This window comes from Streptomyces sp. NPDC055025 (assembly GCF_053608565.1).
Genome location: NZ_JBSGVS010000050.1, coordinates 1 through 13,768, shown reverse-complemented (window position 1 = coordinate 13,768; position 13,768 = coordinate 1). Strand labels below are relative to the sequence as shown.

11 protein-coding genes and 1 pseudogene are annotated in these 13,768 nt (G+C 71.1%); 6 read left to right on the top strand and 6 right to left on the bottom strand.

Features of this window, described 5'->3' with window-relative positions; all coding sequences use genetic code 11:
* Positions 1-44: 44 nt before the first annotated feature.
* From ACWGDX_RS27505 to ACWGDX_RS27495, 3 genes are all read right to left on the bottom strand, one after another.
* Positions 45-1,493: a penicillin-binding transpeptidase domain-containing protein gene (locus ACWGDX_RS27505; protein WP_453629757.1), complete on the bottom strand. Its 1,449-nt coding sequence runs from the start codon at positions 1,491-1,493 to the stop codon at positions 45-47.
* A gap of 173 nt (positions 1,494-1,666) precedes the next feature.
* Positions 1,667-2,152, bottom strand: a complete 486-nt coding sequence (locus tag ACWGDX_RS27500; protein WP_453629755.1) for a GNAT family N-acetyltransferase — start codon at positions 2,150-2,152, stop codon at positions 1,667-1,669.
* Positions 2,152-2,922: an IclR family transcriptional regulator gene (locus tag ACWGDX_RS27495; protein WP_453629754.1), complete on the bottom strand. Its 771-nt coding sequence runs from the start codon at positions 2,920-2,922 to the stop codon at positions 2,152-2,154. Before ACWGDX_RS27495 ends, ACWGDX_RS27500 begins: the two co-directional genes overlap by 1 nt.
* A gap of 231 nt (positions 2,923-3,153) precedes the next feature.
* Between ACWGDX_RS27495 and ACWGDX_RS27490 the strand changes: the two genes are divergently transcribed.
* Positions 3,154-4,725, top strand: a complete 1,572-nt coding sequence (locus ACWGDX_RS27490; RefSeq protein WP_453629752.1) for an aldehyde dehydrogenase (NADP(+)) — start codon at positions 3,154-3,156, stop codon at positions 4,723-4,725.
* A 165-nt stretch (positions 4,726-4,890) separates the two neighbouring features.
* On the top strand, positions 4,891-6,186 hold the full coding sequence (locus ACWGDX_RS27485) for an MFS transporter (protein ID WP_453629750.1): 1,296 nt from the start codon (positions 4,891-4,893) through the stop codon (positions 6,184-6,186).
* Positions 6,187-6,286: 100 nt separating this feature from the next.
* On the opposite strand, the gene ACWGDX_RS27480 is transcribed toward ACWGDX_RS27485, so the two are convergent.
* Positions 6,287-7,267, bottom strand: a complete 981-nt coding sequence (locus tag ACWGDX_RS27480; protein WP_453629748.1) for a quinone oxidoreductase family protein — start codon at positions 7,265-7,267, stop codon at positions 6,287-6,289.
* Between the two features lie 181 nt (positions 7,268-7,448).
* Here ACWGDX_RS27480 and ACWGDX_RS27475 point away from each other — a divergent pair, with 181 nt between their 5' ends.
* The 3 genes from ACWGDX_RS27475 (at position 7,449) to ACWGDX_RS27465 (ending at position 10,167) form a co-directional block, all read left to right on the top strand.
* The gene (locus ACWGDX_RS27475) at positions 7,449-8,114 is read left to right on the top strand and encodes a TetR family transcriptional regulator (protein ID WP_453629747.1); all 666 of its coding nucleotides are present in this window, start codon (positions 7,449-7,451) and stop codon (positions 8,112-8,114) included.
* 205 nt (positions 8,115-8,319) lie between these two features.
* Complete coding sequence (locus ACWGDX_RS27470; RefSeq protein WP_453629745.1) at positions 8,320-9,048, top strand: DsbA family oxidoreductase; 729 nt, start codon at positions 8,320-8,322, stop codon at positions 9,046-9,048.
* A gap of 69 nt (positions 9,049-9,117) precedes the next feature.
* Positions 9,118-10,167 carry an aminotransferase class V-fold PLP-dependent enzyme gene (locus ACWGDX_RS27465; protein WP_453629743.1) on the top strand — a complete coding sequence of 350 codons (1,050 nt, stop codon included), beginning with the start codon at positions 9,118-9,120 and terminating at the stop codon, positions 10,165-10,167.
* Between the two features lie 54 nt (positions 10,168-10,221).
* Here ACWGDX_RS27465 and ACWGDX_RS27460 read toward each other — a convergent pair whose 3' ends face one another.
* A complete protein-coding gene (locus ACWGDX_RS27460; protein WP_453629741.1) occupies positions 10,222-11,721 on the bottom strand; it encodes a serine hydrolase domain-containing protein in 1,500 nt (499 codons plus the stop codon).
* 185 nt (positions 11,722-11,906) lie between these two features.
* Positions 11,907-12,485, bottom strand: a pseudogene (locus tag ACWGDX_RS27455) (MarR family winged helix-turn-helix transcriptional regulator); the annotation flags it as partial.
* 151 nt (positions 12,486-12,636) lie between these two features.
* Here ACWGDX_RS27455 and ACWGDX_RS27450 point away from each other — a divergent pair.
* Positions 12,637-13,701 (top strand): alkene reductase, encoded by a 1,065-nt coding sequence (locus ACWGDX_RS27450; protein WP_453629739.1) that lies wholly within the window; start codon positions 12,637-12,639, stop codon positions 13,699-13,701.
* Positions 13,702-13,768: the final 67 nt, after the last annotated feature.

Sequence of the window (13,768 nt, the reverse complement as noted above, 5' to 3'; positions counted from 1 at the left end):
CGTTACCTCGGCGCGGTCATCTCGGTGCCGTCACGTCAGGGCGGTCACCCCAGGGCGGCCGTCATCATCGTCCGCGCGATCGGAGCGGCCAGGCCGTTGCCGCTGACCTCCGAGCGCGCCGCGCCCGAGTCCTCGACCACCACCGCGACCGCCACCTCCTTGCCGGTGGCCGGGTCCTTCGCGTACGAGGTGAACCAGGCGTAGGGCGTATCGCTGTTGTCCACGCCGTGCTGCGCCGTACCCGTCTTGCCGCCCACCTCGGCGCCGTCGATCCCGGCGTTCGTCCCCGTACCGTCCTCGACGACCGTCACCATCGCGCTGCGCAACTGCTCCGCCGTCGACGAGGAGACGATCCGGGTGGTGTCCCCGTCCGGGTACGACCGCAAGGCGTCACCGCTCGCGTCCACCACCTTCGACACCATGTGCGGCGCCGCCAGCTCTCCGTCGTTGGCCAGGGCCGCCGAGACCATGGCCATCTGGAGCGGGGTCGCGGTCACATCGAACTGGCCGATGCCCGTCAGCGCCGTCTGCGCCCGGTCCATGCCGGACGGATAGACACTCTCCGAGGCCCGCACCGGCACATCCTGGGTGGTGTCGCCGAAACCGAACCTCTCCGCCATGGCGCGCACCTTGTCCTGGCCGAGGTCGTCGGCCATCTTCGCGAAGACGGTGTTGCAGGAGTACGCGAGGGCGGTACGGATGCTGGCGTTCTCGCACGGCGCCGAGCCGTTCTCGTTCCGCAGGACGGTGGCCGTGGCGGGCAGTTCGTACGGATCGGGGCTGTCGGTCCGTTCGTCGACCGAGCCGTACAGACCGTCCTCCAGCGCCGCCGCCGCGACGACCAGCTTGAAGGTCGAGCCGGGCGGCAGCGGCTGCCGCAGCGCGCGGTTGACCATCGGCTTCGCCGGGTCGCCGGTCAGTGAGCTCCAGGCGTCGCCGTCCGTCGTCCCGCTGATCCTCGTCGGGTCGTACGAGGGGGTGCTGACCACCGCGAGCACCCGGCCGGTCACCGGGTCGATGGCGACCGCGGCGCCCTTCTTGGCGCCCAGCGCGGCGTAGCCGGCCTCCTGTACGGCGGGATCGATCGTCGTCAGGACATCGCCGGGCGCGGTCTGCTTGCCCAGGGCCGCGTCGAGCGGGTTCTTCAGCCGGCTGTCCGTCCCGTCGAGCACATCGGAGTAGATGCCTTCGAGCTGGGTGGAGCCGTACGCCTGTGAGCTGTAGCCGGTCACGGGCGCGTAGAGCGCGCCGTCGGTGTAGGTGCGCTCGTACGCCAGATCACCGCCCGCCGTCTTCCTGGAGCCCGTGACGGGCGAACCGGCCACGATGATGTCGCCCAGCGGCTGTGCGTACTGGGCGATGATCTGCCGCCTGTTGTGCTTGTCGTCGGCGAGGGCCTTGGCCTCGTACGCCTGCACCCAGGTCGCCCGTACCAGCAGGGCCAGCACCATCAGCAGACAGACCACCGCCGTGTGTCTGATCGTTCTGTTCATCTTCATCCCCGTGCGTCGTCCCGTACGGGGGACGAGCGGGAGCGGGGGCGGTGTTCCCCGTGGCCTCGCTTCTCAGGAACTCTTCAGGAAGGCCTCGTGGGGGCGGAGCCCTGGGCGGCCCGGCTCCTGGGGGCGGCTCGTCCCCCGAGAGTGGCCCATCCCCCGAGGGCCGCTCATCCTTCGAGGGTGAGGAGCACCTCGTCGATCTCCTCGCCACGCCCCGGCGCGTAGTCCCTGTTCCGGCCGCTGACGGTGAACCCGCACTTCTCCAGCACCCGGATCGAGCCCGCGTTGTCGGCGGCGGCCCGCGCGAACAGCGGCCGTTCCGGTACGGCGTCGAGCAGCGCCCGCAGTGTGGCGGTCGCGATGCCGCGGCCCCACCGGGCGCGGTCGATCCAGTACGTCACCTCGCGCTCCCCGGCCGGCCCGTACACCGCCGCGTGCCCCGCCACCGCCCCCTCGGCGAGCACCGTGCGCGCGACGATCCCGGCCGAGTCCAGGATCCGCGCCCAGTGGGCGTCGAAACGCGCCCGGTCGGCGGGGTCCGCCGCGGTGAACGCGGCCATCCGGTTCGCCTCGGAGTCCTGCGCCATCGCGAAGAAGAGCGGCAGATCGCTCTCCCGCACCTCGCGCAGACGCACGTCGCTCCCGGCGTTCATCAGAGCCGCCGGGTCGCGAGCGTGAGCCGGTCGCGCGCGTCGAACAGGGTGTCCTTGATCATCTGCTCATGCCCCGGGGTGAGCCGAGCCACCGGCACCGAGCAGCTGATGGCGTCGCGGGCCGGGGTCCGGTAGGGGATCGCGATACCGAAGCAGCGCAGCCCGAGGGTGTTCTCCTCACGGTCCACGGCGAAGCCCTGCTCACGGACGGTGTGCAGCTCCTCGATGAGCTTCTCGCGGTCGGTGATGGTGTGCTCGGTCAGCGCGGGCATGGTCTCCGGCAGCATCTTGCGCACCTGCTCGTCGCTGTGGGTCGCGAGCAGCGCCTTGCCGAGCGAGGTCGAGTGGGCCGGGAGTCTGCGCCCGACCCGGGTGAAGGGCCGCAGATAGTGCTGGGACTGACGGGTGGCGAGATAGACGACATTGGTGCCGTCGAGACGCGCGAGGTGGATGGTCTCGGTGGTGTCGTCGGAGAGCCGGTCCAGGGTGGGGCGGGCCGCCGCCACGACCTCGTCACCGTCGATGTACGAGGTGCCGACCAGCAGGGCCCGTACGCCGATGCCGTACCGCGTGCCCGTCGCGTCCGTCTCCACCCAGCCCAGCTCCACCAGCGTGCGCAGCAGCATGTACAGGCTGGACTTGGGGTAGCCGACCGCCTCCTGGACGCCGGCGAGGGAGTGCATGCCGGGGCGCCCCGCGAAGTATTCGAGCAGTTCCACCGTCCGTACGGCGGACTTGACTTGTGCTCCACCGGTCTCAGCAGCCGACATCGTCCTCGCCCCTTTTCGCCTTCCGGACCACTCTTGACCACACAGAACGCGCGGAAATAGAGTCCCTACAGATTCACCATCACGAATCCTGTTCAGAATACCGAACAAGTTCCGATGGGTGACAGTCGGTCCAAACGGTTGAAACGGTCGAAACGCTCGAACGGTCCACCGGTCGCACATCGGGGGAGTCGGGCGGGTCGGGCGGGTCGGGCAGTCGGGAAGGAAGCCGCGGTGGCAGCAGCACCAGTCTGGAGTGTCGACCCCCGAACGGGGAAGCCACGTGAACAGGTCGCGCACGAGGCCACGGCCGAGGAGATCGACCGCGCGGTGCGGGGCGCGTACGCCGCCAGGGGCGCGCTCGCCGACCGTACCGTCCGCGCCGCCCTGCTCCGTGCGGCGGCGGATCTGCTCGACGCCTCCGGTGAGCACGTCATCGAGGCGGCGGACGCCGAGACCGCTCTCGGACCCGTCCGGCTCACCGGTGAACTCGCCCGTACGACCGCCCAGTTGCGTGCCTTCGCCGAGGTCGTCGAGGAAGCGGCCTTCCTCGACGTACGGATCGACCACGCCGATCCCGGCCGTACACCGCCCTGGCCCGATCTGCGCCGCTGGAAGGTGCCGCTCGGTGTGGTCGCCGTCTACTCCGCGAGCAACTTCCCGCTCGCCTTCTCGGTGCCCGGCGGTGACACCGCGAGCGCGCTCGCGGCGGGCTGCCCCGTCGTCGTCAAGGCGCACCCCGACCACCCGGGCACCTCCGAGCTGTGCGCTTCCGTGCTGCGCAGGGCGGCGGCCCGGGTCGGGCTGCCCGAGGACGTCCTCACCCTGGTGCACGGTTTCGAGGCGGGCGTCGAGCTGGTCAAGCACCCGCTGGTGGCGGCGGCCGGCTTCACCGGTTCCGTACGCGGCGGGCGCGCCCTCTTCGACGCCGCGGCGGCCCGGCCCGCGCCCATCCCGTTCCACGGCGAGCTGGGCTCCCTCAACCCGGTGGTGATCACCGAGGCGGCGGCCGACGAGCGCGCCGAGCAGATCGGTGCCGGGCTGGCGGGCTCCATGACGCTGGGGGAGGGGCAGTTCTGCACCAAGCCCGGGTTCGTACTGGCCCCGGCCGGCGAGGCCGGCGACCGGCTCGTCACCTCCCTCACCGCGGCCGTCAGCGAGACCGAGCCCGGGGTGATGCTCGACCACCGGATGCGGGACGCCTTTGTCGCGGGCGTACGGGAACGGGCCGCGCTGCCGGATGTCGACGCCCCGATCACCCCCGGCGCGGGCGGCGAACACACCGTCAGCGCGGGCTTCCTCTCCCTGCCCGCCGAACTGCTCACCAAGGCCGGACCGCACGATCTCCTGCTGGAGGAGTGCTTCGGCCCGGTGACGGTGGTCGCGCGGTACGGCTCGACCGACGAGATCAGCTCCGTTCTCGCCCGGCTGCCCGGCAATCTGACCGCCACGCTCCAGCTCGCGGAGGCGGAGAGCGCGGGCGCCGTGCCGGGGACCGCCGAGCTGCTCGCCGAACTGACCCCGCTCGCCGGGCGGGTCCTGGTCAACGGCTGGCCGACCGGTGTCGCCGTCGCCCCGGCCCAGCACCACGGCGGCCCGTACCCGGCGACCACCTCGACCTCCACCTCGGTCGGCGCGACGGCGATCGAGCGCTGGCTGCGCCCGGTCACCTACCAGTCCACGCCGGCGGCGCTGCTCCCGCCGGAACTGACCGACGAGAACCCGCTGGGTGTGCCACGCCGTGTCGACGGCCACGCGGAGGTTCCCGTACCTCCCGTACCTTCTGTACGTTCCGTGCGTGAGTAAGTGCGAGCAAGCGGGAGCAAGGGTGAGTCGTGAGTGAGGGGGCGGGCCGGGTGGATCGGGTGGAATCGCTCGGCCTGTCCGGCGCCTCCTGAGCTTCCCGGACCGCGCCGTCCACCGTCCGGAAACACGTGTGGGCGGAGAGCGCGCGGCCTAGGGTGACTCGCCATGACAGCAGCCTCGGCGCCCGCGCCGCTCCTCCGTGACCGGCGGTTTCTTCTTCTGGCGGCGGCCCGTACCGTCTCGGTGCTGGGCAATGGATTCGCGCGGGTGGCGCTGGCGTTCGCGGTGCTGGCCCTCCCCGGCGCGGGGCCCGGGAAGCTCTCGCTGGTGCTCGCCTGCCAGGCACTTCCGCAGCTTCTCTTCGTCCTTGTCGGCGGGGTGATCGCCGACCGGATGTCGCGCTCGCGGCTGATGGTTCTCTCCGATGCCGTCGGCGCCGCCGCGTACGGGGGACTGGCCGCGATGGTGCTCACGGGCCACGCGCCCCTGTGGGCCCTGTGCGTCCTGGCGGTGCTGGCCGGGACGGCCACCGCGATGTTCCTGCCGGCGATGGAGGGTGTCGTCCCGCTGATCGTGCCCGCGCACCATCTCCAGCGGGCGAACGGCGCGCTGCGGATCGGCACGAACAGCGCCATGCTGCTCGGCCTCGCGCTCTCGGGGGTGTCCGTGGCCCTGGTCGGCGCGGGCTGGGCCCTCGCGCTGAACGCCGTGTCCTTCGCCGTCAGCGCGCTGTTCGTGAACGGTCTGCGGCTCACCACCTCGCCCCGCGCCGTCTCCTCCGGCTGGGCGGATCTGCGGGACGGCTGGCACGAGTTCGCCTCCCGGCAGTGGCTGTGGGCGGTGGTCGCCCAGTACGCCGTCGTCGTCGCCGCGATCAACGCGACCCTCGGGGTCCTCGGCCCCCTGACGGCCGAGGAAGGGCTGGGCGGCGCGCGGGCCTGGTCACTGATCGTCGCGGCCCAGGCGCTGGGAATGATCGCGGGCGCCGGTATCGCCACGCGCGTACGGGTACGCCGGCCGGTCCTGGTCGCGGTGCTGGCGACCTTCCCGGCCGCCGCCCCCATGATCCTGCTCTCCGCGCACGCGCCCGTCTGGTCGATCGCCGCCGCCATGTTCTGCGCGGGTGTCGCCAACGACATCTTCGGAGTGCTGTGGTCCACCACCGTCCAGCGCGAAGTGCCCGAGGCGGCGCTCTCCCGCGTCAGTTCCTACGACATCTTCGGATCCCTGGCCTTCGCCCCGCTGGGCCTGCTGATCGCGGGCCCGATCGCCGCGAGGACCGGCACGGGCCCCGCCCTCGCGGGCTGCGCGGCCCTGGTCGTCCTCGCCACCGCCGCCGCCCTGCTGGCCCCCCAGGTACGCACACTCCGCACACCGGCACACCCCCTGGACGAACACGGCACGTCCGCCCGGACCCGCCCCCACCCGGTCCCGTCCCCGGCCACCCCGGACCACGACTGACCCCGATCAACCCCGGCAGGACGTCGCCGTCGGCGTGCGGGCTCGGCGCTCACGGCGTGAGGGCGATAACGGTGTGGGGACGTTCACGGCGCGGGGACGCTCACGGTGTGAGGACGATGCGGCCGTTGACCGAGCGGCTCTCCATCCGTTCGTGCGCGGTCACGGCGTCGGCCAGTGGGAGGACATCGACCTCGGTCTCGGCCAGGCCGTCCGCGACCGCCCTCAGCGCGGCCTCGGCCGCGGGCCGGAGTTCCTCCATGTGCGCCGGAATGTAGGAGCCCGCCGAGAACCCGGAGACGGTCAAACCGTTGAGCCAGAGGCGGTTGCTGTCGATGGGATTGTTCCAGTCGCCACTCGCGTTGCCGACCAGCAGGAGACGGCCGTACGGTGCCAGCAGATCGAGGCTCCGGGCCCGGACCGCACCCCCCACCGGGTCGATGACGACATCGAACGTCTGGCCGTGGAGGGCGTCGGGCAACTCCGCGGAGTCGACGATCTCGTCGTACGGCAGTCTGGTGGCGGAGGCCGCCTCCAGCTTGCCGGCGCGGACGGAACCGACCACCCGTGACGCACCGAGCTGTCGTGCGATGCCGGGAAAAGCGGATGCGAAACCACCCAGGGCGCCGTGGACGAGGATGCTCTCCCCCGCGGACATGCGGGCGACGCGGGTGAGTGCGAGGGAGGCCATCGCCGCGTTGGGGACGGCCGCGACGGCGAGGGCGGGATCGATGCCGTAGCCCTCCGTGGATATGACGAGGGCCTGGTCGCTGACGAGCACCGAGGCATACCCTCCCGTGCCGGTGGCGGAGAGCGTGACCACCTGCTCGCCGACCGCGAAGCCGGTCACCCCGTCGCCGAGCGCGCTTACCGTGCCCGCGACTTCGAGACCGGGAACGAACGGCGGCCGGGGCAGCCCCTCCTGGTCCTTGAACAGCCCCTGGCGGAAGAAGACGTCGATGAGCCCGACGGCCGCGTGGGTGACGTCGATCGAGATCTGTCCGGGCCGGGGTTCCGGATCGGGCAGATCGACGACGCCCAGCACGGTCGGGTCGCCGAATCGTGTGAGGTGAACGGCTTTCATGATGGTTCCTTTTCTTTTGCGCTGTTTCGCACCGTTTCGCGTTCTTTCGCGCTGTTTCGCGCGTGACCGCTGAAGGTCGCGTTCCAGGAGTCGTAGCGCCGTAACGCACCTCGTGATGCGTTACGGCGAACGTAGCATGCTCCCACCGAATAGCGCACCTCGCGAGCGTTAGAGTTCGGGTATGCACCGCAGAGCCCGATCGACCGAGGACAAGACACGTCGCTCCGAAGACCTGCTGGCGGCGGCCGAGGCGCTCGCCCTGGAGCTCGGCGGCGTCCGGCACATCACCCTGGCGCCGGTCACCGAACGCGCGGGCCTGCACCGCACCGGCGTGCGGCGCTACTACGCCAGCAAGGAGGAACTGCTTCTCGAACTGGCCGAGCGGGGATGGGGCCGGTGGCGCGACGCGATCAAGGGCGAGGCCGGCGATCGCACCGGGCTCGGGCCCCGGCAGATCGCGAAGCTCGTCGCCGGGACTCTCGCCTCGCTGCCCGTCTTCTGCGACCTGCTGACCCATGTCCCGTTGTCCCTCGAAGGCGACGTCGACATCGAACGGGCCCGCCGTTACAAGACCAACGCCTTCGCCGCTCACGACGAGATCGTGAGCACGCTGGATCGCGCGAGCGGCATGACGGCCGAGCAGATCGAGGGCCTGCTGGCCACGGCACTCGCGCTCGCGGCGAGCCTCTGGCAGGTGTCACACCCGACTCCGACGCTCGCCGCCCTCTACGAGCAGGTACCGCGCTGGGGCCATGTCGCCCTCGATTTCGCCCCGAGACTCGGCTTCCTTCTCGAAGCGACCGCGGTCGGACTCGTCGAGACGATGGCTCCGACGGACGCGCGCTGAAGAGGGAGAGTTGAAGAGGGAGAGCTGAAGACGGAGAACGGGACGCGCCCCGAGCCCGCCCCGAGCCCGCACCGAGCCCGCCCCGAGCCCGCACCGCTCCCGACCCCCGGGGCGGCGCGGGAATGGGGTGGCGGGGCAGGATGTTCCCGTAATGGCGGAGGGGGTCTCCGCTTGGACCGGTACCGAAGCGGAGAGAAGCGGAGCTATGCGCGTCGAGATCTGGAGTGACATCGCCTGTCCCTGGTGCTACATCGGGAAGGCCCGTTTCGAGAAGGGGCTGGCGGCCTTCGCCCATCGGGACGAGGTCGAGGTGGTGCACCGGTCCTTCGAGTTGGATCCGGGGCGGGCCAAGGGGAATGTCGGTCTGGTGGTCGACATGCTGGCGGAGAAGTTCGGGCGGAGCCGGGAGGAGGCGCTCGCCATGGAGGAGCACGTGGCCTCCAACGCGCGGTCCGAGGGGCTCGGTTACCGGATCGAGGGGCGCGACCACGGCAGTACGTTCGACATCCACCGGGTGCTCCATCTCGCCAAGGCCCACGGCCGGCAGGACGCGCTGCTGGATCTCGCGTACAAGGCCAACTTCGCCGAGGACCGGTCCATCTACGACCAGGAGACCCTGGTGGGCCTCGCGGTCGAGGCCGGGCTCGCGGAGGGCGAGGTGCGCCGGGTCCTCGCCGACCCCGACGCCTACGCCGACGACGTACGGGCCGACGAGCGCGAGGCCGCCGAGCTGGGGGCGAACGGGGTGCCGTTCTTCGTACTCGACCGGCGGTACGGAGTCTCCGGCGGGCAGCCGGCCGAGCTTTTCACCCAGGCCCTGGAGCAGGCGTGGCAGGGACGTGTGATCACGCCCGTCGCCGTCACCGCGCCGGATGCCGCGGTGTGCGACACCGACGGTTCCTGCGAGATTCCGCAGGCCGGAGCCCATTCATAAGGACTGCTTGGGTGTGCTCATTAGTATTAAGCGATTGACTATGAGGTAGGCGGGTTCCAGGGTGGGTTCATGGACACCCTGGGAGGCGCCGAGTTCGCGCCCGAGACGACCTATCTCAACACCGCCAGTTGCGGTCTGCTGCCCCGCAGGGCCGTCGCCGCCGTGCACGCGCTGGTCGAGGAGAACGCGAGCGGGCGCGGGGTGGGCATGGGGAACTTCGAGACGGTCGGCGCCGCCCGTGCCTCCTTCGCCCGGCTCGCCGGTGTGCCGGCCGAGCGCGTCGCCACCGGCGGCGGGGTCTCGATCCATGTCGGACTGATCGCGGCCACGCTGCCGGCGGGCGCCGAAGTCCTCCTCCCCGAAGGGGACTTCAGCTCGGTGATCACACCGTTCGCCGTACGGGGCGACCTCAAGCTGCGGTACGCGCCGCTGGCGGAGCTCGCGGAGGCGGTACGGCCGGGCACCGCGCTGGTGGCGTTCTCCGCGGTTCAGTCGGCGGACGGCCGGATCGCCGATCTGGCGGCGGTACGGGCCGCCGCCGTCGCGCACGGCGCCCGTACGCTGGTCGACACCACCCAGTCGGCGGGCTGGCTGACCGTGGACGCGGGAGCGTTTGACTACACCGTCACCGGCGGGTTCAAGTTCCTCGTCTGTCCGCGCGGTACGTCATTCCTCACGGTGACGGAAGAGGCGCAGGAGACGCTGGTGCCGCTGCACGCGGGGTGGATCGCGGGGGAGGACCTCTGGGCCAGCACCTACGGTCCCGTCAAGGAACTGGCCCACTCCGCGCGCCGGTTCGACGAACCGACGTCCTTCCTCTCGTACCACGGCGCCGCCGAGTCCCTCGCGCTGCTGGAGGAGATCGGAGCCGACGCGGTCCGCGCGCACAACACGGCGCTCGCCGCCCGCTTCCGGGAGGGCCTGATCGGCCTCGGCCATGAGCCGGTTCCCGCCGAGGGCTCCGTCATCGTCTCCGTACCGGGGCTGACACACCGTCACCCGGACCTCGAACGGGCCCGGGTGGCCGTCGCGATCCGCGCGGGCAATGTGCGGGCCGCCTTCCACATCTACAACTCCACCGCGGATGTGGACCGGGCGCTGGATGTGCTGGCCGGGTGAGTGACCGGCCCGGCTGGTTCCGCCGGTCCGGTCAGCCGGGTCGGTCCCGGTCGGTCAGGTCAGCTCGGTAAGTTCGGTCAGTTCGCAGGGGTGGGTCAGGAAGTTCCCCAGCAGACCTTCCGCGTCACCGGACTTGTAGGTCTGGGCCACGCCGGTCAGCCTGTTCCCTTCGAGCCGGAGGCCGAGGAGCAGACGAGGACTGCTGACGCGCGCGTCCGCCGTCGGCAACTGCCAGGGGACATCGGCCCGTAGATCCCAGGCGTCCGAGGCGAGGGCCGGGGCGCGGGCGATCAACGGGGCGGCCGCGGCGGCGCCCTCGCCCGTGCCGTCGCCGTCACCGAGCCGGATCTCGACCTGAGGACCGACCTCGTGATCGCCCTGACGGCTCTCCTGACGGCTCCCTTGACGATTTTCCTGACGAGACGTCAGAAAGCGCACCGCTATGGGGACATCGCCCTCGGGTGTGCCGATCCTGCCCGCCCACGCACCACCCGCCGGCAGCCTCGAAGGACGCTCGGGGTCGGGGATCCACGGGGAGATACGCTCGCTCGTACAGCCCGGGACGAGTACGTCCAGTACGTACCGGACGATCGCGTCGCGCGCCGCCTTGCCGGTGCTGTTGGACAGCACGGCGAGGGAAAGCTCTCGTCCGGGCACGGCGACCGTCATCGCCGCGACCCCGCCCCCGCCGCCGCCATGGCTGAGCACGGTCAGGTCCGCGCCGTCCGCGGGTCCTTCGGCGCGCGACACACACCAGCCGAGCCCGTAGCCGACATGGGCGTTGATCGGGACCCCGGTCCTCATGGCCGCGGCGGTGTCCGGCTTCAGCAGCCGCTCGTACGACTGTGCGAAGAGCGCCAGTTCACCGGCCGGGGCCCAGCCGAGGGTGGCACCGGGGTGGTCGCAGCCGTAGTCCGGGTAGGCGCGGCCGTCGACGGTGTAGCGGACCGCCGAGGGCGCGGGGCCCGGGTAGGTACGGGCGATATGGCAGCCGGTGAGTCCGAGCGGCTCGAACACCCGCTCCCGTACGAACGCGCTCAACTCCTGCCCGGTGACCGTCTCCAGCAGCCGCCCCAGGGCCCGGTAACCGAGATTCGCGTACTCGAAGCCGGTGCCCGGCTCCCGGTGGAGCCGGGTGTAGGCGTCCGCGTCGACCGTCCGCGCCCCGTCTCCGTAGTCCCAGGCGTAGAACGCGCCGAGACCGCCCCGGTGCTGGAGCAGCTGACGTACCGTCGGCGCCGGCCACCGGTCGTGGCCTGCGGAGGGCGTGCGTACGGCCCCGGGCACCGGCTCGTCCAGATCCAGCAGTCCTTCGTCGGCCGCCAGACAGACGGCGGTCGCCGTGACCGGCTTGGTGACGGAGGCCAGTCCGTACGCCGTGGCGGGTGTCGCCGGGCGGCCGGTGGCGGTGTCGGCCGTGCCGTACGCCTCCGCGAGGACCACCTCGCCCCGCTCGGCCACCGCGACCGAGACCGAGGGAGCGCCGTGCTCCGCCAGGGCCCCGGCGCAGAACTCCCCCAGGCCGTGGCGGAGTTTGTCCAGTCGCTCGTCCATCGTTGAAGGCCCCTTCCCGCACCCGGCTTTCGCCGGTGCTGTCGACCGGTCTACGCCCGGTGCTGCTGCCCGGTCCGCGGACGGCCCTTCTCGCTTGGGTGCCGCTCCTCCGCCGGGCCGGGGACCTCCGCCGAAGGTCGCTCCTCCGCCGGACCCGGCACCTCCGCTGTACGCGTCTCCCCGTGCCGTTCCGGACACTCCTGGGTCTCCCGGCAGAGGTTCGTCTCGACCTTGGCGAGCAGCCGCGTCAGCTCCTCGCGCTCGGCGTCGTCGAGCCCCGCCAGCGTGTGTTCCTCCAGGGTCGTCCAGGCGTTCGCGACCTCCCAACGCAGCGCACAGCTCTCCCCGGTCGCCTCGACCAGCACCGCCCGCCGGTCCCCCGGATCGGCCGAGCGCTTCACATAACCGGCCTGGTCCAGCCGCTGGAGCATCTTGGTGACGGTCGACGGATCGAGATCCATCGACTTGATCAGTTCGGACTGGCGCGCGGTGTCCGTGTCCCAGAGATACATCATCAGAAGCTCCTGGCCCGGGTAGAGGCCGGCGCTCCGCAGCAGCTTCGCCGCCGCGATGCGGTGCAGCCGCGCGACCCGGGACAGGCTGTGGCTGACCGGGCCGCCTCGCGCGGCGCCCGGCAGATCGCCCGACGGGCCGTCCGGCAGTCGATCCGGCAGTTCGTCCGACAACTCGTCCGCCGGGTCGCGTGGCAGGTCGGGTGGCGCGTCGCCGGTACAGGCAGGGTCGTCCGTGCGCTCCGAGGTCATGGGGAAGAGTTTAGCTTGGTCGGCCAAGGAATACGTTAGGGTGATCCACGGTTGATTACTTGGCCGACCACATACCGGTCGGTGCATCGCAGTCGCCATGTCTGTCGTGCCGGCCGTTCACAGTCGGCCATTCACCGCTCCGGGAGCGTTCATGACCACAGCGTTCGACCCGATCGACCTCTCGGGTACGCAGCTCGCCAACCGCATCGCCATGGCTCCGATGACCCGCAGCCGCGCCTTCGGCACCGGCCACTCGCCCACCGACTCGGTGGTGGAGTACTACGCGCAGCGCGCCTCCGCCGGTCTGATCATCACCGAGGGAACCCAGCCCTCCGTGGTCGGCCAGGGCTACCCGGACACCCCCGGTCTGCACAGCGCCGAGCAGATCGCGGGCTGGCGCAAGGTCACCGACGCCGTACACGCCAAGGGCGGCAAGATCTTCGCCCAGATCATGCACGCCGGCCGGATCGGCCACCCGGACCTGCTTCCCGACGGTCTGGTGCCGGTGAGCGCCTCCGCCGTCGCCGCGGAGGGACAGGTCTATCTCCACGACGGCCCCAAGGACTTCGTCACCCCGCACGAGCTGACCTCCGACGAGATACGGGAGACCATCGCGGACTTCGCCTCCGCCGCCCGCAACGCGATCGAGGCCGGGTTCGACGGGGTCGAGCTGCACGGTGCCAACGGCTATCTGATCCACCAGTTCCTGGCCCCTGGCTCCAATGTGCGCACCGACGAGTGGGGTGGCTCGGTGGAGGGCCGTATCCGCTTCGCGGTCGAGGTGACCCGCGCGGTCGCCGACGAGATCGGCGCCTCGCGCACCGCGATCCGGATCTCGCCCGGAAACCAGTACAACAGCATCGTGGAGCCCGAGCCCGACGCCGCGTACATCGCGCTGGTCAAGGAGTTGGAGCCGCTCGGCCTCGCCTATCTGCACCTGATCGAGAACACCCGTGATCTGACGGTCGTGCTGCGCAAGCAGTTCTCGGGCACGCTCGTCCTCAACGCCGCGACCGAGGGCTTCACCGGCGCCGGTGAGCTGAAGCTGATCGAGGACGGTACGGCGGACATCGTCTCCTTCGGAGCGCTCTTCCTCGCCAACCCCGATCTGCCGGACCGGCTGAAGACCGACGGCCCGTACAACACCCCTGACCCGGCGACCTTCTTCGGCGGCGACGACAAGGGCTACATCGACTATCCGTTCCTGGAGAACTGACCGGCTCCTGGAGAACTGACCGGCGCGGATGAACAGGGGTGCGGGGCAGACCGTCATGGTCTGCCCC